Genomic DNA, 25,995 nt, shown 5'->3' with positions numbered 1-25,995 from the left:
GTTCACTCTCCCGCGTATAGTTTAACCCTGATCTTTACACCATTGGGTTCCCGATTGTTGATCTCAAGCCTGGCTGAGTGACCGGGATGTGAGTTCAATTGAAGTCGGCGTATTACATTTCGTAGACCGATGGATTCAGACTCGTCGGATTCTTGTGTAGATAACCCGGTTGTTGTATGACTTTGATGCAGCCATCCTCGGATCTCCAGTAATTTATCTTCAGGTATGGATGGGCCGTTATTATTCAGTTCTATTTCAATCCAATGATCGTTGATCCGGCGGCTGGATAGGGATATGTGACCTTTGCCAGGCTGAATATCTGCTCCATGTTTAAAGTAGTTCTCAATTAAAGGTTGTAACGTCATTCTTGGCATTTCGACAGACAAGGTATCTTCGGCAAAATCCAAGTCCACCTCAAGGCGGTCACCGAACCGCTCCTGCTGCAGTTCCAGATATAACCGGGCATGCTCCGCCTCTTCGCGTAAGGTCACGGAGGTCTGATCCCGCATGCTGTAGCGCAGCATTTTGGACAGGGAAGAGAGTAGTGTATACGCCCGTTGTCCTTGCTGTTGAAGGGCAAGTGTACCGATCGATTGCAGTGTATTATACAGAAAATGCGGATGAATCTGCGCTTGCAACGCTTTGAGCTGATTTGTTTTATTGGCGATTTCGAGTCGATATTCCCGCAAAATAAGATTATTTACCGTATCCATCATATCTCGGAAATGACGAGCGAGCACCCCGAATTCATCTCGGCTGGATAGATGGATATCCACATGCAAACGCCCGGCTTGGATCTGGTTCATATATCGCATGAGTTGCTTGAGTGGACCGGTGATTCGGATGGAGATGAACAAGGTTGCAACAATGACCAATACAAGTGCCGCAATGGCAATCATCGCGTTATTCCACGTAAGTGTGGTCGCTCTGGCGTATAACGTCTCATTCGGAATCTGTTTGACAATGGTCCAGTCGGCGTACGTGCTGCCAAGCTGCTGGTATACATACATGGAACGATCCTGTTCAAAATGTCCTGCGACATTCTGGGATGTACCAGCGCCAGTTCGCGCGATATTCAGTTCACTGGCCGTTTCCTCTCGCAGTGCATCCGTATGATTGGCCTCGGAACGTCCCTGGTAAATGATCTGATTCTGACCATCCACAACATAGATCTGTTCCTTAGCCGGATCATACAGTCTGCCACAGATTGCTGCAATGGTATTCATATTCAGATCAATGGCGAGTACACCCAGACGCTCTGTGGACGGAATATCCTTGATCACCCGATGCAGGGTAATGACCGTTCTTTCAGGATCATCGGGGGAGGCAGCCTTGAATCCGTACGTGTGACTCATATGGGCCGATTCCACCCAGATATCCGGGCTATCACCGCCTGTTTTTCCATGGAGCGAGCCGGAATAGGCCTGTTTGCGTTCCTCCCGCTTCGGAAAGGGATTTGTAATTAAGGTGGATTGATTGGCGGCAAAAGAGTGCAAATACAGCTGGAATACATCTGGCACAGCCGCGCGGATCGTCTGCAAAGTGGTGTACACCTCGGCAACCGCACGATAATCACCAGGAATTTTTGCCAAGTTGCGCAGAAAGTTCGGGTCATTATACACAGCCAGCGACGCTCTGGCCACGTTATCCACATAGTTGTTGAGATTGGTGGACGCTTGGTAGATCAGGCGTTTGTTCTCTTCAACAGCCTGTTCCCGCAAGGCTGTCTTGGTCTGAATAAACGTCATGCTGATCGAAGCGAGCAGTGGAAGTGTGGTAGCGATGAGCATAAAGGCAATCAATTTGGTGCGTATACTGTAGTATTTGGACATCGGAACACCCCTTCTGGTTGCAGGTTAAGAGAGGACAATATTTTACCCCCAACTGTTCACAAGGGTCGGTGTTTCCCTCGACGATAATGGGGTTTAATAGAAAAAGAGACCAATTTCATCCATCTATAGAAGGGGAGAACGATATGAAGCATCGCAAATCTTCACAGCTGTTACAGCAGCTTGTGTTCGTGGGTCCCTCCATCGTGTTTTTTATTCTCATCATCGTGGTCCCTTTCCTGCTTGGCATGGTGTATTCCTTCACGGACTGGAACGGGGTATCCGAGAACATTAATTGGGTAGGGTTCGATAACTTCGTGCATGTTTTTGCGAATGATCCCAAGTTCCAAACGGCGTTTTGGTTTACGGTGCGCTTCACCGTGGTTGGTGTGGTACTGACCAATGTGATTGGCTTTTTCCTAGCGTATTTCCTGACCAAACCGCTCAAGACGAGAAACATTCTGCGTACGATCTTTTTTATGCCTAACGTGATCGGTGGGTTGTTGCTCGGCTTTATCTGGCAGTTCATATTTGTGAAAGGGTTTTCAGCAGTAGGCGATGTAACCGGCTGGTCCTTCTTCAACCTTCCTTGGCTGGGAGACGAACCAACCGCCTTCTGGGGAATCGTGATTGTGTTTGTATGGCAGACCGCAGGATATCTGATGGTCATCTACATCTCATCTCTGACCAATGTATCCCCCGATCTGCTGGAAGCTGCAGAGATTGATGGCGCAAGCCGCTGGCAGGTACTGCGGAGCATCATTCTTCCGCTCATTATGCCGGGTGTGACAATCTGTTTGTTCCTGGCGATCTCCTGGTCGTTCAAAATGTTCGATCTCAATCTGTCGCTGACCAAAGGTGGACCGTTCGGATCAACAGAGTCGGTTGCACTTAATATTTACAATGAAGCCTTTGTGAATAACAGATATGGCATCGGAACCGCCAAAGCGCTCGTGTTCTTCGTAATCGTTGCCATCATCACCATGATTCAGGTACGTCTGACGAAGAGCAAGGAGGTAGAAGCCTAATGGAGACGACGAAAAATTACCGCTTCAGTACCATTTTAACCGAGATTGTCATGGTACTCCTTGGACTTTTATTCCTGGTTCCGTTTTACTTCCTGTTTGTGAATTCGGTCAAAACCTTCGGTGATCTGCTAACCAATTCGGCTGCATGGCCGGAAGTGTTCCAGTGGGGCAACTATGCGAACGCTTGGGAGAAAATTAACTTCCCGTCCGCGCTGATGAACTCGCTTATCGTTACGGTGGTCAGCAATCTGTTGCTTGTGCTGATCAGTTCCATGGCCGCGTACCGAATGGTCCGCAGTGATACCCGGTTCAACCGGATTTTGTTCGGCATGTTCATTGCCGCTATGGTGATTCCGTTCCAGTCTATCATGATTCCACTCGTTACTGTAACCAGTAATCTGGGATTGATCGACAGCCTTGGCGGACTCATTATCTGTTATCTCGGTTTCGGGGCACCGATGTCTGTCTTCCTGTTCCACGGATTCGTAAAATCCGTCCCACTGGAGATTGAGGAAGCGGCACGGGTAGATGGAAGCTCTGCCTACGGGGTGTTCTTCCGGATCGTATTTCCACTCATGAAACCGATGTATGTAACCGTCATCATTCTGAACACACTCTGGATCTGGAATGATTATCTGCTCCCATCCCTGATCCTGCAAAGCTCCAACCTGCGTACGATCCCGATTGCGACCTTTGCACTCTTCGGTCAATACACGAAGCAATGGGATCTGGCCTTGCCGGCACTTGTGCTCGGCATCATGCCGATCATTATTTTCTTCCTGCTGATGCAGAAGTACATCATTCAGGGAATTACCGCTGGATCAGTTAAAGGGTGAGGGTGCGAGGGAAGGGTCGCTGGCGGGATCAAGCGTGGAGTGCGAGTGCAGGTCGCTGCGGGATCAAGTTGCGCTTTCGGTCGCTGTTGCTCCTCGGTGGCCTGAATGTATTAGGGCAAGGAAGCCACCGAGTATCAAAGGCGAACGCTCCGCTCCTACATCGCATCCTGATCCCTTTGCTCCCACCTCGCACGTAGGTGTGCAAAGGGGAGTCATGCCCGCATAGCTTGGGCATGACTCCTGGGGAAAAGAGCAATAAGAGAAAAAGACCAATAAAGAGAAAAGACCAAGAAAAAAAGATTTAAAGACCAGGTTCGATAATGCAGAAGGTGAGTGTGTATGGGGAGGTCGCTGCGGGTTCAAGTGGGGAGTGCGAGGCAAGGTCGCTGACGGGCTCAAGTGGGGAGTGCGAGTACAAGGTCGCTGCGGGATCAAGTTGCGCTTTCGGTCGCTGTTGCTCCTCGGTGGCCTGAATGGATTGTGGCAAGGAAGCCACCGAGTATCAAAGGCGAACGCTCCGCTCTACAACGCATTCTTGATCCCTTTGCTCCCACCTCGCATGGAGGTGTGCAAAGGGAGTCATGCCCGTATAGCTTGGGCATAACTCCTGGGGAAAAGATTAGTCAAGAGAAAAGACCAAGAAAGACGCTTGTATAGCCAGGAACTTCTTTTACAGAGTGATGGCATGCTCCCTTTTCAAAGCGCTAACGAACCCACCGCATCTTAATAGGTGGATAATCAAGGAATCCAAATTATAACGAATCTCAGTAACGTTATTCGGGTACAAAATGGCTTCAGAGCCTTGAAAATCGACCAAATCGACGAAATAGCGTCTCTGTGATTCGTTAGGCTGGAGATTTGCGCAAATAGGAGCGAATAACGTGCGCTCGGTTCGTTAGAATGAAAACACGCTTCAAGGGAAGGTTTTTCTGTCATCGGAGTGCCAGTGAAAATATGCCTTAGTGAAACTGTTATACTGAAACTACTATAGGGAGAGTGTATGTATGAAAAGAATGACAAAGTTGACGTTGCTTATGCTGATTGCTTTTTCGGTAATGCTTGCGGGTTGTGGCAATGGGGACAAGAGCGGCAGTCCGGTCAACACGGATACTCAAGGTGGCGGCGAGGCTGCTGCCGGGGACAAAACCATTAAAATCTTCCAATTCAAAGTCGAAATTGCGGAAGCGCTCAATCGTCTCAAAGCGGAATATGAATCCTCCCATCCAGGCGTCAAACTGGACATTCAAACCGTAGGTGGTGGTAGTGACTACGGCGCTGCATTGAAAGCCAAGTTTGCCGCAGGCGAACAACCGGACATTTTCAACGTAGGTGGTTATCGTGAATTGGATACATGGCTTGAATATCTGGAAGATCTGTCTGGAGAATCATGGGCCAAGGATGCACTCGAAGTAGCCAAAGAGCCAATGACCAAAGACGGCAAGCTCTATGGACAGCCGCTCGCGCTGGAGGGTTATGGTTTCATTTATAACAAAGACCTCTTCCAAAAAGCAGGTATTACCGAAATTCCAACAACACTGGAACAATTGGATCAAGCTGCACAGAAACTTCAAGCTGCAGGCATTACCCCATTCTCGAACGGATATCAGGAGTGGTGGGTGCTGGGCAACCATAATGTAAACGTGGCCTTTGCAAATCAGGCAGATCCGGTGAAATTCATCCAAGGACTCAACGAAAGTACGGAGAAAATCCCTGGCAACCAGGTGTTCAACGACTGGATTAACTTGCTCGACTTAACGTTGAAATACAGCAACAAAAACCCGCTGACAACCGACTACAATACGCAAGTTACGTTGTTTGCGAGTGGAGAAGCGGCGATGATGCAGCAAGGGAACTGGACTCAAGTACAGATCGATGGAATCGATCCGGATCTGAATCTGGGTATTCTGCCGATGCCAATTAACAATGAACCCAATGACAAATTGTTTGTCGGCGTGCCGAACTATTGGGTTGTGAACAAGAATTCCCAAGTGAAACCGGAAGCAAAAGAGTTTTTGGAATGGCTCGTAACTTCGGATATCGGGAAACAATACATGACAAAAGAATTCAAATTCATCCCGGCGTTCAGTTCCATCACAGCATCCGAAGAGGATCTGGGTGACCTCGCCACAGAGATCATGAAGTATAGCCAGGAAAATAAAACACTCAGCTGGAACTTCAACCGCTTCCCTGAGGGGGTTCCACAAGAGTATGGCAGCACAATTCAGGCTTACGTTGCAGGCAAATCGGATAAAGCCGGATTGCTCGACGCATTGCAACAGAACTGGGATAGTCTGAAAAAATAACGGCTTCCCCTTCAATGAATGAAGGTGTGGATAAGTAAAAACATATAAAAAGGTGACTCCAGATTAATTGGAGTCGCCTTTTTTTAATGAGAAAATTTCCAGTTAAAAAGTGCAAATATGAACCCAAATATCGACTAATACAGATGGTCGGGTGTTTGTATGATGTCTACAACCTGTTGTTAGTACACATTATGGCAACAAATAGCCAAACTTTAAATATTTGTAATTTTTAGATTGACAGTTCCATGTGATATCCATATTATAGAAAAATATAGCAGAAAGTAAAGATATTTGAATCGGAGGTGAAGTTCTTTATGAGGGATATTGTATTCCTGTGTGACAAGCGGATTAACACCAAAACAGGGTTTCTCGAAGCCTTGTCCAAAATTTCGGACACAACCAACATTTTGCTGGTGGAACAGGGCTATGAACAGTTTGCTACATTACCAGAAGGGCTGTTCAGTGCAGTGTTCGAAGTGGGTGATATTACTCAGATTGACCAGGTGGAAGAGGTTTTTGAGCGCATTTTGGATGAATATGATGTGGAGCGCATCATTGCCCCGACTGAAAATGTGGTGGAGACAGGCGGGTATCTCAGAACACGTTTTGGTATCCCTGGTATTCAAAAGAATCAGGCTGAGACGGTACGTAACAAATGGATCATGAAGGAGACATTGCGGCAGGCGGGAATCCACACGTCACAGACACGTATTGCGTCCAATGCAGTACAGATCAGAAAGATTGTCGCAGGCATTGGTTTTCCCATCATTATCAAACCGATTAGTGGGTGGGCGACGATCATGACGTACAAGCTCAATAATCAAGAGGAACTTGAGCATTATATCAACCATTCCTGGAATCGGGAATCAGTGCTCATTGAGGAATTTATTACGGGTAGGGAGTTTCATATTGACTCCATCGTTTCCGAAGGTGAGCTTGTATTTTCCTCCGTCTCTGAATATTTGTTTAATTGTCTTGAGATTGTCCAAAATGATCGCCCTTCCGGTACGATCTGTTATCCCACTAATACACATTATGAATATGTAGAACGGATGCAGTCGTTTAATGAAGAGATCATACGGACACTGGGGATACGTAACAGTGTGTTCCATGCAGAGGTATTTCTTTTGCCGAATGGGGAGATCTGTTTTGGAGAGATTGGAGCAAGAATTGGAGGGATTGTCATCATTCCACCTATGGTGTTGAATTCCCATCAGGTTAACTTGTTTGATGCAGCCATTCAAACGGAACTTGGAATATATGAAGCGCCAACCTCGGTTAATACAGGCAAGTACACCGGTGCGGTTAATTTTCCATCTGCTGTAGGCAAGATCGAAAGCATCTCATCCGCAGAAGATTTCAAATCGATGGAAGGACTCATTGATATTCGAATTAACTATACATCAGGCCAGTCCATTTCAGGTGGTCGAGATACGATGTCCAGATCCGGATTTGCCATTGTGGAAGGCCCGGATATTGAATTCGTTAGAAAACAACTTCTAGAATTACATGACAAGTTTGTCCTGGTTCACCATTAAACCATTCTAGGAGGGCTTTGGGTTGTTGCTAGATAACGCTGATGTGAAGAGATTGGATAGTCATGATTGGAGAAAGCAGGAATTTGAGCATTTTGAAAAGGATATGACCGGTGACAGCCCTCGGTTTCCCTGCATTTTCGGTGCCATGGGGCTTAACCGCAATGAGCTGCGGTTCTCCTTTTTGGATGATGTAGAAGACCATTCCATAGAAGAGCTTGCAAAGGCATTGAGAGAATATGTGGAACAGGCAAGGAGCTTCGGAAACTACACCTCCATGGTTACATTTTTTAATATTGATAAGGATCTATCCATCCATGAATATCAGCATACGTTTTGGTCCATCCTGACCCGGCTGCACACCATCGACTTGAAAGAATGGCCAGAATTCATACCGAATGAAGAGAATGATCCTTTGTGGGAATTTTGCTTTCATGGGGAACCCATTTTTGTCGTTTGTAATACACCAGCACATGAGGTGAGAAGGAGCAGACATGCCAATACATACATGATTACCTTTCAACCACGATGGGTCTTTGAATCGATTGGCTTGGGAACACCAAAAGGAGATAAATCCAAGGATTTGGTGCGAAGCTTGCTTCGGCAATACGATGCCATTGATCCATTCCCGCATCTAGGGATCTATGGGAATCCGAATAATCGAGAGTGGCTGCAATATTTTATTCCAGATACCAATGAAGTTTCTGCTACAGCGCAATGCCCATTTCATCATATGAGGAGGAATAGTATGAGTTCAGTTCAATATATTAAAGGGTCTGACATAACACTTGAAGAAGCTGTAATGCAGTTGCTGCCTGTAACCGGTTCGGTAGAGGTTCAAAGAGATACACCATTCAGGGAGCACAAATCTCACACCCATCCTACAGACGAGACACTTCTGATTATCAATGGAGATATTACCTTCTTCACAGAAGAAGGAGAACTGCATTGCACGCCAGGTGACCGCATTTTGCTTCCGGCTAATACGGTGCACTCCTCCAAAGCCGGGGAGAAGGGAACGTTGTATATTATCGCTTTGGAGTTTGTGGAGCAGCCGAAAGAAGAGGTTCTGGCATGACTCGTTCCTCCGTTGGTTTGCTCATGAGAAAAGGCTTATCCCTGCACGGGGATCATATTGAAGCTCTGGGAAGAATTTTCGAAGAGGTCCATTTATGGACCTCTGTTTCTGGATTTGAACAAGATCCTCGCTTTCGTTCTGTTCAGCATATTCCCAAGAATGAGAATGTGGAAGAAATGATCGTGCAGGCGAGACAAATAGGCGTTCCGTTTTTCATTACCTGGCAGGAGACGGATATTGTACTAAATGCGAGATTAAATGAAGGATTGGGAAGACAGGATATTCCTGTCCAAGCGGCCGAAATTGCCAGAGACAAGTCCAGACAGCGTCAGTTCCTGAAGCAAGAGAACGTGGCCTGTCCTGAATTTTATGCCGTAAATACGTTGGATGAGGCTGTTACAGCCGCAGCAAGTGTAGGCTATCCGGTGATTATTAAACCCACACTGGCCGCATCCAGTAGCCATGTTGCGCTCGTTCATTCGCCTGCCGAATTGAAGGAGGCCTTCGATAGCATATCGCAACTGGCCATTTCGCAGTCCGGGCTATATTTTGACGAGGAATGTCCTACAATAGCGCTGATTGAAGAGTTCTTGCCGGGGGAAGAGATTACGCTGGATGGCGTAGTTGTGAATGGCCTGTTTTACCTGGGAGGAGTACATAACAAGCTCAGAATGCCAGGTCCTTACTTTGAAGAGGATGAATATACGCTACCTTTTCAGGGAGAATCCAATGTGGAACAAGAACTTTGCGAGATGGCTCAGCAAATATGTACAGGTCTGAAACTTGAAAATGGTCTGTTTAACGTTGAAGCCAGGCAAAACGCCAATGATGAGTATAAAGTGGTGGAGTTCAGCTGTCGTATCAGTGGTGGGCATGTCTATCGCAATATACGTGATGTGTATGGGACTGATCTGGTGACCGCTCATGCTTATGGTCTTCAGGGCGAGGAAACGTTGGCAGTCCATTTTGCGAAAAGAACGGCTCCCAAGTGTGCTACCTGTATCAAATTTGTATACCGTGATGGCAAGGTGTTGAATAATGCCAGCGGTGAGGCAGCAGATGATGTCAGGTACCGGGCTTATTATCCAGTGGCTGCCAAAGGTAGAGTGGTCCATTCTGCTCCGAAAGGATTCGATATTACAGGTCTGCTATCTGTGCGTACCCAATATGAGGGACCTGAGGACATCGAGTCGGTAAAACAAGCCGCAAGATCTCTGGAACAAAAGCTGGATTTGCAAGTTGCTGAGGTGAGACAGCTTCAATGATACAGACTATTTTGTTCATACTATTTCTGTCGATTACCCTATGTGGAGATACGATTCTAAATATTACTCTGATCTGGTCTGTACTGGAGCAGGGCGGATCTATTACTCATCTGAGTATTATTATTACGATCATGAGTTTGGTACCTATTTTATTGCAAAAATATAGCTTTTTTCTCAAAACTGCGCTTAAAGAACGACCCTTGCTGATTTTCAGCTTGGCACGCATCTTGGGCATTGTGTTTCTGCTTGTGTTTTTAATTCAATTTGCGGGCAACACCAATGTGTATGGCTTATATCTGATTGGTGGCGTATTCTCCGTGATTCTCTTTCTGACCAATCAGAGCCTGGAGATCTACATGTCCCAGATGGTATTGGACGGGAAAATCAAATCACACAAGGCCTCACATGACTTGCAGACTGCGATTCAAATTGGTGCCTTTGGAGGAAGCGCAATAACCGGAGTTCTACTCAGTATAGGCGGATTGCCAATGATCTCAACGGTACTGATGGTGACACTGGCTGTGGGCATGATGGCTCCATGGCTCATTCCGATTCTGTCTCGATCTGGTCAGGCTGAGCAGAACATACAGAAAGAAAAAACGGAGGCTCCGCAGATTACATACTCCGACGCCGTGCGAAAAAAAGTACTGAACATGACCATATTGGCGGTAGTTGTATTAACCGTGCAATTGGGAGCAATTAATTTTATCGTACCGATTTTGTTCCACGATATCTTCAATTGGGACTCATCCCGTTACGGGGCCATCGGAGCAGCGATGGGGCTAGGTGCCTTTCTTGCAACGCTGATTCGTAAGTGGGAACACCGAATTCCAATGTATCTATTTATACTGATCGGCGTGATCGATATCATCATTGGCACGGTACAGGTGTTTGCGGTGTCGTTAATCTGTGGATTCATGCTTGGGTTTGTGTTTAACCGGACTCGTATTATGCAAAGGTCTGTCATGTTTGATAACTTACGCAGCCGCGAAGAGACCATGAAGTGGTCGGGGAGATCAACGTTCGCCACTCAATTTACAAGATCAGTTGTCCCATTGGTGCTGGCACTTCCGTTGTCCCTGATGGGGCAGGAGAATACAGGCGTACTGTTAGGAACACTCGGTGTTACGGTGACGATAATCCTGTTTGTCGCCATCCGATTGGAGAACAGATTGCCGCTTCAAGGTACCGAACCGATTATTGCTGGGGACAGTAAACCTTCGGTTTGAAGCAGGGAAACAAAAGTAACAGTTGGAAAATGAATTGTACGAAGGGTCAGCCGGGTGCGTTCTGGTTGGCCTTTTTTTGTTTTATTCACTGGAATACATGTGGATAACCCAAAAGCAGTTTAACGATCTCATGACGTATTTAACACAGAGTTAATACTATATGTGGATATCCTGTGTGTATAGCACTCTAAATGTGGACAAGTATGGAGTAGTTGGAGTAGGAAATCCTCTTTTGTTAACAGAAATACTTGTTTTCAACTTACTAGTACTGTATAGTTCTAAATATGACAAATCAAAAAATGAACATGAGACCTGCCAAATCCAAAAGTTCCAATCCGGTGAACCGGACCAAGGCGGTTGAAGTGGCGGCACAATTATTTCTGCGTCAGGGGTACAGCTACGTCAGCATGGATGAAGTCGTGCGAGTGAGTGGGGTATCCAAGTCGAATATTTATTATCATTTTAAAAACAAGGAGGAACTGCTCCAGGCCGTGGTACAATACTGGATTGCCCAATATGAGTCGGAGCTGTATCTGCTGCTCAGTCAGCGTGAGCGAGGAGTGGAGGAGCGTATTTACTCATTCATGGCATTGCTATCGGCAGGGATTGAGGGCCGAAATTACGAAGGGAGCTGCCCGTTTGTTACGTTATATATGCAGACACCGGACAGTGCACCCCAAGTGAAGGAAAGCATATCCAGATTCTTTCGTGAGCTTAGACCTATGGTGGAGAAGTTGTTTCAGCAAGGTTTGGATCGTGGTGAATTTCGCAAAGAAATTGAACCGGGACCGGCTGCGTTGTTGTTTATTGCAGCATTGGAAGGTTCTCTGATCCTCGCGGGAACTGCGCGTGATGTAGGGATTATAGAACAATCGGCGCGTACTTTTTGTCAGATGCTTCGTTAATCGAAGCTCTTTTTTTGAATATAACTAGTACTATATAGTACTAAAAGGAGCCGTAACAGAATGATTGTACATACTAACCGTGTATCCAATGAAGTAAACACAGCAGCAAATTCAACAAAGATGAATCAGGTAATAAGCAAGTCTGATATTGCAGCCACGACCATTTTTATGACAGGAAGCACAGGTTTTATCGGCAAAGAAACGGTCAAACAGCTCACACAGGGAGACGCACAATTGCTCTTGCTGGTTCGTTCGGAACAGCGAGCCAGAACTGTGCTGAAGGCTTATGGAGTGAAGGATTTCGACCGAATTACCTTTATTACAGGTGATTTGTCCATGTCGGGTCTTGGCCTTACCGCAACGGACCGGGAGCGTGCTCTTGAAGCGAATGTGATCATTCATGCGGGTGGAACGATGGACGTCACTTTGGAACGAAAAGTAGCTGAGCAGATATTCATGAACGGGGCCAGAGAAGTGGCACAGCTAGCACAGGAAATCCACCGTACTCATGGATTGAGACACTTTATCCACGTTGTTGGTTATATGAGTCCTTATGGAGAACGGAATGAACAGGGGAATTATCTACAGGTTGAGCATGTGGATAACAATGAAAGTGCATATGAAGAGATGAAGTTCCATGCCGATCTGCACATTCGCGAGCATGCAGAACAGCATCACTATCCCTTATCCGTTGTAAATCCGAGTACAGTGGTTGGACCACGTCCGACAGGTGAAACCGAGCAAACGGGTGGGATTGGACTGCTCATTCAGGCGATTCAGAAAGGGCTTATGCCGGTAGTGCCGGGAGGTTCATCCTATTGGTTACCGCTTGTGGAGAATGACATTGTTGCACAGACGCTTGTTTTTCTATCCAGGGAAGCTGCTCCAGTCGGAGGAACTTATCCATTGTTGGCGCGGAAGGAGGACAGTCCCAATATGAAGGAACTGCTGCAACTCTTGGCGCAGCAATTGGACGTACCCAAGCCCAAAGGGGCTGTGCCACTACCATGGATTCAATGGATCATGAAATCAGGTGGTTCACGCATCAGTGGTGTTCCAGCGGAGTCGGTTGCTTTTATTACCAACAGGTCATTCCCGGTTGAAGAGACGGAGGCTCTGTTCACACGTATGGGGCAATCGTGGCCGGACATCCGGGAACAGCTTCCGCTGGTTACAGCTGATCTGGACTATCGTCTGCGGTATACGCCGTTACCTGAGGGTTTTCCGACAGATTATATTCGGTCACGGAGCGGAAATATGGCTATGCTTGGTTGGGAGGGTGAGGGAGAGCCTTGGATTATTGTACATGGTCTGCTTCAATCTGCGGATGAGATGTTACCGTTAGGAAAACAGCTTAGGGACCGGACCGGAAACCCGGTATGGTTAATCGATCTCGCTGGATTCGGACGGTCCCCGGTGCATCAGGGGGATGAAGCATTTGAAGGTCAGGTGGGTGCACTGCTTACGGCTCTTGGTGAGTTTGAAGGTCCGGTGAAGCTGGTGGGTCATTCAATAGGGGCTGCTATTGCAGCTGCGGCACAGATGCGTAGCGGGCGGACAGACATTCGGTTAGGTTTGCTTCAGCCAGTTGCCAACAATTCGAATCCGAATGTGCTAAGATGGGTTTCCCGTTTGCCAAGAGGGGTGATGCGCTCCCTGCGTGGACGATCGGAGAAAAGTTGGAATCAAATGTTCAGTTCACATAGCGGCGTAGGCGACAGCAGTGTTATGGCCCATACCATGGGCAAGAGAATACGTTCCAGTCTCCAATCCCCTCGCATTGCAGGAGCACATGCAGACTTGTTGCGCTGGATTCACTCGGGTCAGAGGAAAGGCGCCAGATCAACGTTGTGGGCGAAAATGGAAAGTCAGCATTATGCCAAGAATGCATTAGTTGTATGGGCCAATCAAGATCGGGAATATCACTATCCCCAGGATATGAACTCACAGGTCAAACGGATAGATGTACCCTATGGACATTACTTTCCGACGTTTCAGTATAAGGAAACAGCCGCAATCCTCGCCGAATGGGCCGATACCTTGAGGTGAGTTCAGGTTTGGACATGCAGGAATCCCGTGCCAATTGTCGAAAGGGTCAAGTCGACTTTTGAGAGCTGAACCAAAGACAGGAGAGATGAATGTATGAGCAAGCAACGTGTGGAAATCAGTAAAAATGTGCTAACGGAATGTCTCGGACTGCGCAGCGGAGAGAATCTGGTGGTTGTCGCAGACGATATGAAACGGGATCTGGCTGAATCCATCTATGAGGCAGGCAAAGCACTTGGTGCTGAGTCGGTCCTGTTAATTATGGAGGAACGCAGCAGATCTGGAGAAGAGCCACCTGCGCCGATTGCAGAGGCCATGATTCGAGCAGATGTAGCTGTGTGTGTAACGCGATATTCATTAACACATACCCAGGCACGCAAAAAAGCCGCTGCTTCAGGGACCCGAGTGGCAACAATGCCTGGCATGACAGAGGATATGTTTGTGAACGGAGCCATTACAGCTGAATATTCGCAAGTAAAGGCGTTGACAGAGAAGGTAACGGCTCTATTAACCGCAGGTCGCCATGTGCGAATAGAGAAGCAGGGCCATAGTCTTTCCTTTTCCATTGAAGATCGTGACGGTGTACCAAGCACAGGTATGTATTTGAACCCTGGTGAATCGGGCAACTTGCCATCAGGAGAAGCCTATATTGCTCCCGTTGAGGGCAAGGGCGAGGGCAGTATTGTTGTAGATGGTTCCATTGCTGGAATTGGGGCACTCCGTGAACCGATGCTATTGACCGTTAATGAAGGACGGTTGGTGTCAGCTGAAGGACCAGATGGGGCTCAATTACTGGAAACGCTTGGTGAGGGCGATGGTCGTTTTCTCGGCGAATTCGGTATTGGTACCAATAACAAGGCACGAATCACGGGTGTTGTGCTGGAAGATGAGAAGGTGTACGGCACAATTCATGTGGCCTTTGGCAGCAATAACACATTTGGTGGAACGATTGCCGCGGGTGTTCATATTGATGCAGTTGTACAAAAGCCGGACGTGTACATCGATGACAAGCTGATCATGCGTCAGGGTGAATTGGTCGAATAACTACAGTGAAGGAAATTAGGCATGTCCACAACGTGTCCACAGTAAGGGATAACTGAAGCGGAAATTTAGATTTTACGTTAGATTTACAAACAAATACACAACATGTCCACATTAAATTAATGAATATCCACATGAAACGCCAAAGATATCCACAGCATGTGTGCAATATGTGCACAACTTATCCACAAATCAGGTATAACTCGTGTTTTCATCCGATAAAACAGTCGTTTTGGAGTAATGAAACAAGTTATCCACAGGAATATCGCTTTTTTGTTCCAAGTATTTGAAAACATAGAAACAGATCCATAATATATGGGGATAAAAAAGACCAAAAATCGGCATAAAGCTGATCTTTGGTCTTTTTTTGAATATATTTTTTCAATCCAATGTCAGGTTACTTACTCTCAATATTAAAACGACTGACTTCCACCACCCCCCACAACAGGGCAAATGAGCAGAGCCGAGACAGCAACCGTAATGCAACGTCTGTTGAAGTTGGCAAAATTGATCTGAAGCCTAAACATTTGATCAAAAATAACCGATACACCAAAGTAACATCTAATAGGACGAAAGTAGTCTGATTATACGGAATGAGAGGGTATGGGGATAACTATGGACGAGGGAATGCAATATATTAATTTTTCGGTAGGAGACCAGATTTTTGCACTACGAATTGATGAAGTTCATGAGATCATCAGAATGGTGCAGGTGACTACGGTCCCGTTTGGAAGTCCGGAGATCAGAGGTTTTGCTTCGTTGTACGGTAAGGTCGTTTCGGTAGTGAGTCTTCGAGTATTGTTAGGCATGCCGGACCAGGAGGATACCTCTTCTACACGTATTATTGTGGTGCCTTACAAAGGAGGATTTGTACCTCTAATCGTCGATATGGTTGATTCTGTCGTAAGTTACGATCGTTTCGAGGAACCTGCTGAGGAACACCGCCGTTTCATGCTTGGCGTTTTTGACAAAATCGGGTTCTGTGCAGATCACCGTGCAGGCATTTTGAACCTGGATGTATTACTGGGCAGCTTGATCAGATCATAGTAGTATAACGATCCGTTATTCTTTTAATATTCAGTACAATCCTTCGGTTTACCCAAATGTTCCTCATCCGCTTTTCGGGAGAAGGGACATTTTTTTGTGCTGCAAAGCATCGAAATAACCACTTTTTATGGGCAAAGGTTTTTAAATCCGGTCATTTTCGTATATGATGGAGAGTAACAATGCGAAGGGATGACGGGAGACTTTAATGATGCAATCGCTGTATGGAGTATGGCTTGGTGACGTATTTTTTTGTTTTTCCGGTGAAACATCGGAACCACGTGTGGATGCATGGAGCCACGTGGTAAGAAGGTTGAATTTTGGCGACGGGGGTCGTCTGTTTCAGCCTGCCGCTCTGCGTCTTGCGGAGCTGCGCTGGCCGAATCCGTTGAGGAACACGGCTGAAGCGAAGAACACGAAGCGGCGTCAGCTGCTGGGGCGCACATTGGAAGGATTGGCAGTCTCGCCTAAGGATGCCTTCAGGTTGCTGCTGCAATGGGATGACCGTTTGTTAAATGCAGCCGGAATTCAGGTTGGAGAAGAGATGCGTTACTGGATCAAAGCAGCGCAGTTCACACAGGAGCTGCTGTTGCGAGGAGCAATTGCTCCATCGGCTGAATTCGCAGCAAAGACCGGAGCACGGCGACGGACCGGGCAAGAGACATTAACAGGTGTATGGCGGCCACGCTTGCAGCAGGAGGAGGACATCGAACGCTTCCGCGATCTTGCAGAAGCGATGCCTCCGATTGGATTGGCTGCTCCTGGAGCTTACGCTTCATTGGAACCGGAAACGCGTGAAGAAGCAGGGGCTGCGGTATTATTTTCATTCATGAGTGGCATGATTCATGCTGTAGTGACAAGTGAACTGGAGGGCATGGACAGTGAACTGTCCCGTTACCGCACCCCATATCGACGCGGATCTTCGCCAGTAGCCGAACTCTGGTGGAACAGTCTGATCTCGATGTTCCGTCCTGTGACGGTGCAAGGGCCGACGGACGATATGACAGCGTTTATTCATACGCTGCAAGAAGTTGGTGGAACGTCAATGCCAATCGTGGGAGCAGAAGAGATGGCGCCTGCTGAAGGCCAATTGAAGCTGGTGCTCCGCTTGGAGCCTCCACTGGGCGAACATGAAACGATCTGGGGAATAAGCTTTTGGGTGGACAGTGAGCAGGAACCAAGCCTGAGGTTGCCTGCACGGACCATCTGGGCACATCCGGAGCGAGATCTGGACCGAGGTAAGGTGTTATATACCTCGGCGGCAGAGCAATTATTGATGGCACTCGGGCATGCAGCAGAATTGGCACCTGAATTGGAGACGGCGCTGCTTACCGCTCGCCCAGAGGAAATTAAGCTGGAGCAGCAGGGTTTCTTCGAATTTCTCACGCATGCGGTTCCACGTTTGCAGAAGGCTGGGATAACCGTTCTCATGCCTTCAAGGTGGAGTCGTGCCGGGAAACGTCGTGCGGGACTCCGTCTGCAGATGTTGAATCGGGGAACAGAGCGGTTGCCTGGAGCCACATCGGCACTGGGCATGGAGCAATTGGTTGCTTTCAAGGCGGAGCCTATGCTGGATGGTAAACCGGTCACGGCGGAGGAACTGGCAGCGCTCGCTGAATCCACAGTTCCGTATGTTATGTTCCGCGGTGAATGGATTGAAGTGGATACAAAAGAGATTCGCCAAGTCCTGCGTTATATGAAAAAAGAAGAAGAACAATATATGCCTCTCTCCGAATGGCTGCATCTGGCAGCGGATGAAGGGGAGGATTCCGCATGGAAGGGTCTTTCCGTCTTTGGCGCCGAATCCGATGGGATGCTCGCTTTCCTGCTCGATGGACAGGTGCTTCGCAGCATTGAGCCTCGTCAGGTTCCGGCAGAATTGCATGGTGAACTAAGACCTTATCAGGAACGAGGTTACCAATGGTTATCCGCGATGCGTGAGCTGGGCTTTGGCGTATGTCTTGCGGACGATATGGGACTTGGGAAGACCATTCAGGTAATTACCTGTCTGCTGGACCGCAAACACGAGGAACGCCAGGCGGCTGAAGAGGAAGCACGTGAGAATGAGCTGCTGAATGGATCAGATGATTCTTTCTCGGCGGATCAGCACACGAATGAGCAGCCTGTTCATCTGCCTGCACTTATTGTGTGTCCTACCTCGCTGCTCGGAAACTGGCAGCGTGAGCTGAAGCGATTTGCCCCGGATCTGTCGCTGTACATTCATCATGGCGGACAACGGTTGCACGGGAATGATTTTCAGGCAGAAGCGCAGACACATGACATTGTACTGACGACCTATCATCTGGCAGGCAGAGATGGCCCGGATCTGGCTTCGCTGCACTGGTCCACCATTGTGCTGGATGAGGCTCAATATATTAAGAACTACCGTACCAAACAAGCGCAAAGTGTGATGCGTCTGTCTACACTTCATCGTATTGCGATGACGGGAACGCCTGTAGAGAACCGATTGAGCGAACTTTGGTCGATTTTCCAGTTTCTCAATCCGGGGTACCTGGGCACAGCTTCATCGTTCCGTCAGCGGTATACGGGACTGGGGCCATCCGAAGAAAATGCAGCATCCTTGCGTGAGCTTCATCGACTGGTATCTCCATTCATGCTGCGCAGGCTGAAAAGTGATCCGGATATTCGCAAGGATCTGCCAGAGAAGCTTGAACTGAAATCCTATTGTTCCCTGACGCCGGAGCAGACGGTGTTGTACCAACGTGTAGTGGATGATCTGATGGGTGGTCTGGACGGCAGAAATGGCATTGCCCGGAAGGGAATTGTTCTTTCCTCCTTGACCAAGCTCAAGCAGATCTGTGATCATCCAGTGCTGGCGGACAGTAATCGGAAAGACCACGGCAAGGCTGAGGCATCTGGTAAGATGGAGCGATTGCTTGAACTGCTGGACGCCATCCGTGATAACGGGGAATCTGCTCTGATCTTCACGCAGTATGTTGCTATGGGAGATCTGCTGGTGTCGAGGTTGAAACAGCGATATGAGGAAGAACCATATTTCCTGCATGGTGGTGTGTCGAAGGCGCAAAGAGATGATATGGTGGAGACTTTCCAAAAAGGAGAGGGGCCGTCCATGTTTGTTCTATCTCTTCGTGCCGGAGGTGTGGGTCTGAATCTGACACGGGCGAGTCATGTCGTTCACTATGATCGGTGGTGGAATCCCGCGGTTGAGAATCAGGCGACGGACCGTGTATTCCGAATCGGACAGAATCGCAACGTGCAGGTGCATAAGTTGATCTGTCAGGGAACACTGGAAGAACGGATTGATGAGCTGATTGAGAGCAAGAAGGCACTGTCCGAGCAGGTCGTTGGTTCGGGTGAGAATTGGCTGACAGAGATGTCGGATGATGAGCTGCGTGGTCTAATCTCACTTCAGGGTGAGACGTGGCTGTGACCTTGAACTTTCAAAGGAATATAGATGTTGAGAAAGGGGGATTATTGTGAGCGAAAAATGGAAGATCGAGCTGCATATGTCCCCCGGTGGATGGACAGCAGAAGTCAATACAGCAGCGGAAGCGGACCAGGAAGTTTCCGTTTCCGCTTCCGCTGCTGAGGGCAAGACCGGATCAGCCGCAGGCATGTTCACGGTCACGGGAACGCCCGCGCGACTGAGCGAAGCCCAGCGCGAGGCTGTACTGGCTCAGCTGCACAAGCGCCCGCTGACGCTGTACGCCCTGCTGCGCGGTGGCCCGGCGTCCGAGGAGCTCGCCGGGCTGCTGCCGGCTGCGCAAGCGCCCGATGGCTCGCCAGGCGCAGCAACGGCCAGCGCGGCCGTGGCATGCACCTGCGGCCACACTGGCTGCGCGCATGCCGCGGCCGCTGAGCGCGCCGTAGCCGCGCGCCTCGCGGCCGAGCCGCTGTTGCAGCTGGCGCACGCCGGCCTGCCGCGCGAAGCGCTGCTCGCCGGCGTGCTGGGGGCATGGGCGGAGGAACTCGCCCATGATCCCAGCGGCCCCGGCCGCGCAGCGGAAACGGCTGGCCGCCCGCAAGTGCGGGGCGGCGAAGGCGGCGCGGCCGTCGGCGAGTGGATCGCCGAGGCTGCCGCGGACGGCGCCATGCACCAGCCGGGGCCGGGCTTTGGCGCCGTTGAGGTGCGCCTCGCGCAGCCGGGCAAGCCGCCGGCCTTGCCGGAGCTGACGGCGCTGCTGCCGGGCGTGCCGGCCACCGCAGGGCTGGATTTGATCCGCGAGCGTGTAGCCGCGCGGATGTGGCAGGCTGTCCAGAAGAAGACGGACAGCCCGGCAACCAAATGATGCACCCATCAGAGCGGGGGAGATCTCAGATCACCCCTGCTTGTTTTTATTGCAGCATGTTGCATTATTCGATTTAATTCATTTCCCGGTACAAGACGCTCTTTGTCTTGATTGAAAATGCTCATTAGTTAGTAAAGTGCATCTCGGTATAATCATTTTTTTGCATATTGGATATATGAAGGCATATTCCCATTTCACTTTTATTGTGTACAGCACGGGGATGTTGCTCTAAAAGTCCAAAAAACGATCATACAGGCTGTACAGCCCGTATATGTTCATTCTGATCTCTTCTAAAGGAGGTCTTTACCGGTGGAGCTTCGCTCCCAATTAAGGTATACTGTCGCAGGGAACACTGCACGCAAGAGAACTATATAACATTTATATTATTGCGATAGGAGTTTTTACATGAAATCACATACAGGAAGGCAGCGCCGCATAGTGGTTATGCTGTCCTCATTGATGATATGCGGAGCATTGCTTGCCGCGTGCCAGAACGGTTCAGGCACAGAGGAGAGCCAGAATCCGAGTGGAACAGGTAACACACAACAGGAGTCGGACGGCACAACGGTTCATTTTACGGAGGACAAGGGAGCAGACGGTGACAATGCTGGGGGGGATGACACATCATCTTCTGACAACAGCGGTGAAGGCACGGATAGTGAGTCCGGGAATACTTCGGCTGGCGAAGAGCAGGGTTCTTCAGACGATGGTAACGGGGCGACAACGGAAGATCCATTGATGGAGAAACGCAGTATCAGCGCACTGCAAACAACGATTGATGCAGAATCTGTGGTGACCAACGCCAAGTCTATGACCGTCATTGTGAACAAGCAACGTAGTCTGCCTGAAGGGTATGAGCCGGACGATCTGGTAGAGCCCAATGTACCGTTCTCTTTCGACGGACCTCACGAGAAGCGGCATATGCGCAAGGAAGCGGCGGAGGCACTGGAGAAGTTGTTTGCAGGTGCAAAAGCGGATGGTATTGAGCTTCGTGCGGTGTCTGGTTATCGTTCATATCAGCGTCAGGTGTCCATTTACAACAATAATGTCAAAACCAAAGGTCAAGAATACACGGATCGTGTAAGCTCTGTTCCGGGCAGAAGTGAACATCAGACCGGTCTTGCCATTGATGTATCCAGTCCAAGTGTGGGCAATGTGCTGGAAGAGGTGTTTGGCACATCGAAGGAAGGCCAGTGGTTGGCTGAACACGCTGCAGAATATGGATACGTCATCCGTTATCTGCAAGGTGAAGAAGACATAACAGGTTACGTCTATGAGCCTTGGCATATCCGGTACATCGGTACCGATTTGGCAAAGGATGTGGCGAAGAGTGGGTTAACTTTGGAAGAATACTTCGATGAGGCTAATATCAAGTTGTAATTTGGATGTTTCATCCTTAAAGAAAAGATACTAATACTAATTCTCATAAATCCCCGAATGAACCGTCCTTGATCTAACCAATGGGTAGTCATTCAGGGGATTTTTTCTGTGCAAAAATGTTAATGGAGTTAAGATAGAATTAGACCTCATTCCATTGTTTTGGATGATGATAGACTGATATAATTCATGTTTAATCCGAAGAGACAAATACAACCAAAGCGAGGGACGAGAGAATGAGCAGACAGCAGGTATTTACGGGCTCCCCATGGGAACCATTGGTGGGATATTGCCGTGCCATCCGTGTAGGTAACCGAATTGAAGTGGCGGGTACAACCGCGATGCAAGATGGTGTAGTTGTTGGAGCAGGTGATCCGTATGCACAGACAAGGTTCGTTTTGCAGACGATCGAGAATTCACTGAAAGAACTGGGGGCTGACATGTCGCATGTGGTGAGAACCCGGATGTTTGTGACCGATATCTCCAGATGGGAGGAAGTTGGCAAGGCGCACGGTGAATTTTTTGGACAGATCCAGCCTGTAGCTACCATGGTTGAAGTTAGCGCACTCATTGATCCCTTATTGATGGTTGAGATTGAAGTGGAAGCGATTGTTGAAGATGAAACCCAAGCCGGTTGATTCTGGCAAATACCCGGAAGATTTTCTAAGGAACACGGGACGTCTTATTTGGCGATAAGGTCCTCTTGCTAAAATGTAAGGAACATCAGACACGTTATTTCCCAAATTACTCTGATAAAAATGCTATAAACAGCTATTTATTCAAACATAGCGTGACTGAGATTCCTTAGATTCCTGCGGGTGCTTCAAATCCATGAATAAGACGCCTCAGATTCGTTAGCGTTAACTCCGCTTGCTCTTACATTCAGTACAGAACGTATTTCGTATGCAGCGCACATCGCACGTGTCTGCTCCGGACAAGTTTCAGGTACGCTTCGGTTTGAAGCAGTTTTTAGACACGCTCTAACAAACTAAAAACCAACAAACTAAAAAACTAAAAACTAAAAACCAACAAACCAAAAAAATAACCTTACCCATGCCTGTCAAAAGACAAGCGGATAAGGTTATTTTGAATTGACTTCGCCGCCTGGCCGCACGGCCGAGCTCTTGATGCACCAAACTCATGACACTGCGCGCCAGGAGCTACATGCGGATGGCTGGTCTTATGATGCTCCACACTCATGACCCCGCGTTAAGCGATGCACGCGGTCGTCTGCAACAACATATAACATGTGTTTCAGCCAGACGTTTTTCTAACCGTATTATTTCGCTTCAAGCTCTGCTGCAGGTGTTTCAACAACCACTTTCCAAGCTGTTCCGATTGGAGGCAGGCTGCGTGTCAACACAGGGCTGTAGAATCCAATGACTTTAGCGCCTTTGGTTAGTTCTTCAGCTTTCACCGTCTCTCCTTCGTGGTTCACGAGCAGCGTGTCTTTAGCAATGTTCAGCACGACATGGTCAGGAGCTGTTTCTGTTAACCGTGTACCTGTAATCTCAATCTGTGAGATGCTGCCTTCAGCTGTTGTTACATTTTCAATTGTACCCGCTGTACCCAGAAGCTCTTTAGGTTGTGCTTCAGATGTTGTAGCCGTATCCAGCACAGTGACTGTATAGGTCGGCGTTTGTGGTGGCAGGCTGCGGGTAGTGATCAGGGAATGCTCAGCTTCCACATTCATGCCAATGGCCAGATCAGTCAGTGCAATCTCTTTCCCCTCAACTGAGATGAATTTCGTCTCATCGCTCAGATTAAGCACAATACCCTCCGTACCTGCACCGCCAATCTGGATGGACTGATATTTATCTTGGTTTGAGATTCTGGTAATTACACCACGTTCAGTAACCGTCTTCACGTCCTCTTCACTGGAAATAGTCACTTGATTCCCTGTTGTGTTCACTTGTCCATGCAGTACCTTTTCGGCAAAAGAAGCAGGTACATACAAAGTGCCGCCTGTGATTTCAGGCGCTGTGCCCAGCGTGAGCAGCATTTTATTTACGGAATATTGGTCCTTGCCTGTAATTACCTGTGTCCACAGAGCACCCCGAGTCAGCTCTGCAGTCTTAGTTTCTTTATTCCATTTAAGTTCAATACCCAGTGCGTCGGTAAGATCACGCAGCGGGATCATGGCTACTTTGCCATCCTTGTTCCAATAACCATCGGAGATGGATGCACCATTCACGGATACGTTTACTACACTCAATGCGTTACTATCTGCTGAAACGGATGTTTGATGGACTGGTTTTGTGTTGTCCAGTGTTGCTGCATAAGCGGCTCCACCACCCAATGCCATGGATAGGGCCATCAGTGCACTTACTTTTTTCATGTTGTTGTTCATCAATATTCATCCCTTCTAATCTGTGTACTGACGCGGTAAAATCTTCCTTAGGGCCGCGTTTCAAGTTAATAGACGGGACAAATCGTCTAAGTGTTGCAGTTGAAATGTAATGAATGTAAGCGGTAGGTTAGTTTAAATTAGAAATATCGCTTGTATTGCAGGTTATCCGCAGCAGGATCAGGTTAATTTCAGGTAAGTGGCCAAACCTTTGTCCTATTTCACATTCAAGTACGAGGAGGAACGGATTAGATGAGTGATATGTTGGTAGCGCTCTATCGTTTACCGGAGCAAGAGAGTGGACTGAGAGCGTTGGAGGAATCCTCTATTGTGATTCGAAGAGCCATTGCCCCAGAGAAACAACTTGTATTGGATTGGGTGAGGTCACATTTTAGCCAGGCTTGGGTGGATGAATGTGAAGTTGCTTTTGCACGTCAGCCGGTGTCCTGTTATATTGCGGTTGAGCATGGGAAAATGATTGGATTTGCCTGTTACGAAGCGACATGTCGCAACTTCTTCGGACCGACAGGTGTGAGCCAGGATGCACGGGGCAAAGGTGTAGGCACAGCCCTGTTACTGGCCTGTATGCATGCAATGAAGGCGGACGGTTACGGGTATGCGATTATCGGATCAGCGGGACCTGTGGATTTCTATGCCCGGACACTGGGTGCCGTGAAGATTGAAAATTCAACGCCGGGTATTTACGAAGGCATGCTGCGGGCAGACTAGACCATAATGATGTTATGGAAGTTGTGAAAAAGGAAGGGAGGACGATGATGAGCACGAAACAAATGTTGCACATCGGAATGATCGGTACAGGATCAATCTCGGATCTTCATATGAGGTGTTACGCCAAAAACGAGGATGCCGTCATCTATGCCATTTGCGATCTGAACGAAGAACGGGCTAAGGCTGCGGCACAGAAGTATGATGCTCAATCCGTTTACACCGATTATCGGGAGATGCTGGAGGACCCGCATGTGGATGCTGTCAGTATCTGTACCTGGAACAATACACACGCCGAATTTGCCATTGCTGCACTGGAGGCAGGCAAGCATGTATTGTTGGAGAAACCAGTAGCAACCAATGTGGAAGATGCGCTGCGGATTGAAGAAGCGGTGAAGAAGAGCGGACGTACCTTTATTGTTGGATTTGTGCGTCGGTATGATAACAATATGCAGATGATGCGCAGATTCATTGATGCCGGGGAGTTTGGTGAACTGTATTATGCCAAAGCCTCCATTCTGCGGCGTCATGGCAATCCAGGCGGTTGGTTTGCTGATAAAAGCCGTTCCGGCGGCGGCCCCCTGATTGATCTCGGCGTACATATTATCGACCAATGCTGGTACCTCATGGGCAGGCCGAAACCTGTTTCGGTCAGTGGTAATACGTATCGGAAGTTGGGCAATCGTGCCCATATCGAACATCTTTCTTTTTACAAAGCAGCCGACTACAGCGCAGCTGTGAATGACGTGGAAGATATGGCGAATGCACTTATTCGGTTTGAAAACGGGGCTTCGCTGGCGGTGGATGTGAGCTTTACCCTGCATGCACGCGGAGATGAATCTTCGGTGAAATTATACGGCGAGCGTGGTGGGTTCGAATTGGAGCCGGAGACACTGATCGTCACGGAGAAAAATAATACCATCCTGAATATTGAACCCCAGACGGACAATACGGGTCTCCATATTCATAGTGCATTCCAGAACCAGATTGACCACTTTGTGGATTGTTGTCTGAACGGTACAGAGCCGATCAGCCCAATTGCGGATGGTGTGGCTTCCACGCGCATGTTGTGCGGAATCTACGAATCCGCTGAGAAAGGGCAGGAAATTCGTCTGGATTGAGATCATTTTACACA

Annotated in this window: 19 protein-coding genes; 17 read left to right on the top strand and 2 right to left on the bottom strand. The window is 48.3% G+C overall.

Features of this window, described 5'->3' with window-relative positions:
* Positions 1-2: 2 nt before the first annotated feature.
* A complete protein-coding gene (locus tag NSQ38_RS02055) occupies positions 3-1,832 on the bottom strand; it encodes a sensor histidine kinase (protein WP_339786643.1) in 1,830 nt (609 codons plus the stop codon).
* 143 nt (positions 1,833-1,975) lie between these two features.
* Here NSQ38_RS02055 and NSQ38_RS02050 point away from each other — a divergent pair, with 143 nt between their 5' ends.
* The 15 genes from NSQ38_RS02050 to NSQ38_RS01980 all read left to right on the top strand — a co-directional run bounded on the left by NSQ38_RS02050 (position 1,976) and on the right by NSQ38_RS01980 (position 22,425).
* Positions 1,976-2,857, top strand: a complete 882-nt coding sequence (locus NSQ38_RS02050; protein ID WP_036607341.1) for a sugar ABC transporter permease — start codon at positions 1,976-1,978, stop codon at positions 2,855-2,857.
* Positions 2,857-3,693 carry a carbohydrate ABC transporter permease gene (locus tag NSQ38_RS02045; protein ID WP_091038297.1) on the top strand — a complete coding sequence of 279 codons (837 nt, stop codon included), beginning with the start codon at positions 2,857-2,859 and terminating at the stop codon, positions 3,691-3,693. Before NSQ38_RS02050 ends, NSQ38_RS02045 begins: the two co-directional genes overlap by 1 nt.
* 1,004 nt (positions 3,694-4,697) lie before the next feature.
* Positions 4,698-5,996 (top strand): ABC transporter substrate-binding protein, encoded by a 1,299-nt coding sequence (locus tag NSQ38_RS02040; RefSeq protein WP_339786641.1) that lies wholly within the window; start codon positions 4,698-4,700, stop codon positions 5,994-5,996.
* 314 nt (positions 5,997-6,310) lie between these two features.
* Positions 6,311-7,534, top strand: a complete 1,224-nt coding sequence (locus tag NSQ38_RS02035; RefSeq protein WP_339786639.1) for an ATP-grasp domain-containing protein — start codon at positions 6,311-6,313, stop codon at positions 7,532-7,534.
* Between the two features lie 22 nt (positions 7,535-7,556).
* The gene (locus NSQ38_RS02030) at positions 7,557-8,609 is read left to right on the top strand and encodes a YqcI/YcgG family protein (RefSeq protein ID WP_339786636.1); all 1,053 of its coding nucleotides are present in this window, start codon (positions 7,557-7,559) and stop codon (positions 8,607-8,609) included.
* Positions 8,606-9,874: an ATP-grasp domain-containing protein gene (locus tag NSQ38_RS02025; RefSeq protein ID WP_339786633.1), complete on the top strand. Its 1,269-nt coding sequence runs from the start codon at positions 8,606-8,608 to the stop codon at positions 9,872-9,874. The genes NSQ38_RS02030 and NSQ38_RS02025 overlap by 4 nt, the downstream gene beginning before the upstream one ends.
* Positions 9,871-11,103 (top strand): MFS transporter, encoded by a 1,233-nt coding sequence (locus NSQ38_RS02020; RefSeq protein ID WP_339786629.1) that lies wholly within the window; start codon positions 9,871-9,873, stop codon positions 11,101-11,103. The genes NSQ38_RS02025 and NSQ38_RS02020 overlap by 4 nt, the downstream gene beginning before the upstream one ends.
* Before the next feature lie 338 nt (positions 11,104-11,441).
* Positions 11,442-12,008, top strand: coding sequence for a TetR/AcrR family transcriptional regulator (locus tag NSQ38_RS02015; protein WP_036607516.1), 567 nt, complete (start codon positions 11,442-11,444; stop codon positions 12,006-12,008).
* Positions 12,009-12,068: 60 nt separating this feature from the next.
* Entirely contained in the window at positions 12,069-14,057 is a 1,989-nt protein-coding gene (locus tag NSQ38_RS02010; RefSeq protein ID WP_339786626.1) for an alpha/beta fold hydrolase, read from the top strand.
* A gap of 93 nt (positions 14,058-14,150) precedes the next feature.
* Positions 14,151-15,098, top strand: a complete 948-nt coding sequence (locus tag NSQ38_RS02005) for an aminopeptidase (RefSeq protein ID WP_338590545.1) — start codon at positions 14,151-14,153, stop codon at positions 15,096-15,098.
* Positions 15,099-15,722: 624 nt separating this feature from the next.
* Positions 15,723-16,142 (top strand): chemotaxis protein CheW, encoded by a 420-nt coding sequence (locus NSQ38_RS02000; RefSeq protein WP_249913036.1) that lies wholly within the window; start codon positions 15,723-15,725, stop codon positions 16,140-16,142.
* 205 nt (positions 16,143-16,347) lie between these two features.
* Entirely contained in the window at positions 16,348-19,551 is a 3,204-nt protein-coding gene (locus tag NSQ38_RS01995) for a DEAD/DEAH box helicase (protein WP_339786624.1), read from the top strand.
* Positions 19,552-19,597: 46 nt separating this feature from the next.
* A complete protein-coding gene (locus NSQ38_RS01990; RefSeq protein WP_339786621.1) occupies positions 19,598-20,410 on the top strand; it encodes a hypothetical protein in 813 nt (270 codons plus the stop codon).
* Between the two features lie 405 nt (positions 20,411-20,815).
* On the top strand, positions 20,816-21,790 hold the full coding sequence (locus NSQ38_RS01985) for a M15 family metallopeptidase (protein WP_339786618.1): 975 nt from the start codon (positions 20,816-20,818) through the stop codon (positions 21,788-21,790).
* 233 nt (positions 21,791-22,023) lie between these two features.
* On the top strand, positions 22,024-22,425 hold the full coding sequence (locus tag NSQ38_RS01980) for a RidA family protein (protein ID WP_339786615.1): 402 nt from the start codon (positions 22,024-22,026) through the stop codon (positions 22,423-22,425).
* Positions 22,426-23,066: 641 nt separating this feature from the next.
* Here NSQ38_RS01980 and NSQ38_RS01975 read toward each other — a convergent pair.
* A complete protein-coding gene (locus tag NSQ38_RS01975; protein WP_339786612.1) occupies positions 23,067-24,125 on the bottom strand; it encodes a copper amine oxidase N-terminal domain-containing protein in 1,059 nt (352 codons plus the stop codon).
* Positions 24,126-24,386: 261 nt separating this feature from the next.
* On the opposite strand from NSQ38_RS01975, the gene NSQ38_RS01970 reads away from it, so the two are divergent.
* Positions 24,387-24,863: a GNAT family N-acetyltransferase gene (locus NSQ38_RS01970; RefSeq protein ID WP_017690853.1), complete on the top strand. Its 477-nt coding sequence runs from the start codon at positions 24,387-24,389 to the stop codon at positions 24,861-24,863.
* A gap of 47 nt (positions 24,864-24,910) precedes the next feature.
* Complete coding sequence (locus tag NSQ38_RS01965) at positions 24,911-25,981, top strand: Gfo/Idh/MocA family oxidoreductase (RefSeq protein ID WP_047840275.1); 1,071 nt, start codon at positions 24,911-24,913, stop codon at positions 25,979-25,981.
* Positions 25,982-25,995 lie beyond the last annotated feature (14 nt).

This window comes from Paenibacillus sp. FSL R7-0313 (genome assembly GCF_037969885.1).
Taxonomy (GTDB): domain Bacteria; phylum Bacillota; class Bacilli; order Paenibacillales; family Paenibacillaceae; genus Paenibacillus.
Note: the sequence above shows the minus strand (reverse complement) of the source record. Positions and strands in the feature narration are given on the sequence as shown.

What these genes read in the sequence shown, in the direction of transcription:
- NSQ38_RS02040 (WP_339786641.1), top strand. Translation starts at nt 4,698, where the DNA reads ATGAAAAGAATGACAAAGTTGACGTTGCTTATGCTGATTGCTTTTTCG.
- NSQ38_RS02020 (WP_339786629.1), top strand. Translation starts at nt 9,871, where the DNA reads ATGATACAGACTATTTTGTTCATACTATTTCTGTCGATTACCCTATGT.
- NSQ38_RS02050 (WP_036607341.1), top strand. Translation starts at nt 1,976, where the DNA reads ATGAAGCATCGCAAATCTTCACAGCTGTTACAGCAGCTTGTGTTCGTG.
- NSQ38_RS02000 (WP_249913036.1), top strand. Translation starts at nt 15,723, where the DNA reads ATGCAATATATTAATTTTTCGGTAGGAGACCAGATTTTTGCACTACGA.
- NSQ38_RS01965 (WP_047840275.1), top strand. Translation starts at nt 24,911, where the DNA reads ATGAGCACGAAACAAATGTTGCACATCGGAATGATCGGTACAGGATCA.
- NSQ38_RS02025 (WP_339786633.1), top strand. Translation starts at nt 8,606, where the DNA reads ATGACTCGTTCCTCCGTTGGTTTGCTCATGAGAAAAGGCTTATCCCTG.
- NSQ38_RS01970 (WP_017690853.1), top strand. Translation starts at nt 24,387, where the DNA reads ATGAGTGATATGTTGGTAGCGCTCTATCGTTTACCGGAGCAAGAGAGT.
- NSQ38_RS02005 (WP_338590545.1), top strand. Translation starts at nt 14,151, where the DNA reads ATGAGCAAGCAACGTGTGGAAATCAGTAAAAATGTGCTAACGGAATGT.
- NSQ38_RS01980 (WP_339786615.1), top strand. Translation starts at nt 22,024, where the DNA reads ATGAGCAGACAGCAGGTATTTACGGGCTCCCCATGGGAACCATTGGTG.
- NSQ38_RS01985 (WP_339786618.1), top strand. Translation starts at nt 20,816, where the DNA reads ATGAAATCACATACAGGAAGGCAGCGCCGCATAGTGGTTATGCTGTCC.
- NSQ38_RS02045 (WP_091038297.1), top strand. Translation starts at nt 2,857, where the DNA reads ATGGAGACGACGAAAAATTACCGCTTCAGTACCATTTTAACCGAGATT.
- NSQ38_RS02055 (WP_339786643.1), bottom strand. Translation starts at nt 1,832, where the DNA reads ATGTCCAAATACTACAGTATACGCACCAAATTGATTGCCTTTATGCTC.
- NSQ38_RS01995 (WP_339786624.1), top strand. Translation starts at nt 16,348, where the DNA reads ATGATGCAATCGCTGTATGGAGTATGGCTTGGTGACGTATTTTTTTGT.
- NSQ38_RS02010 (WP_339786626.1), top strand. Translation starts at nt 12,069, where the DNA reads ATGATTGTACATACTAACCGTGTATCCAATGAAGTAAACACAGCAGCA.
- NSQ38_RS01975 (WP_339786612.1), bottom strand. Translation starts at nt 24,125, where the DNA reads ATGAAAAAAGTAAGTGCACTGATGGCCCTATCCATGGCATTGGGTGGT.
- NSQ38_RS02035 (WP_339786639.1), top strand. Translation starts at nt 6,311, where the DNA reads ATGAGGGATATTGTATTCCTGTGTGACAAGCGGATTAACACCAAAACA.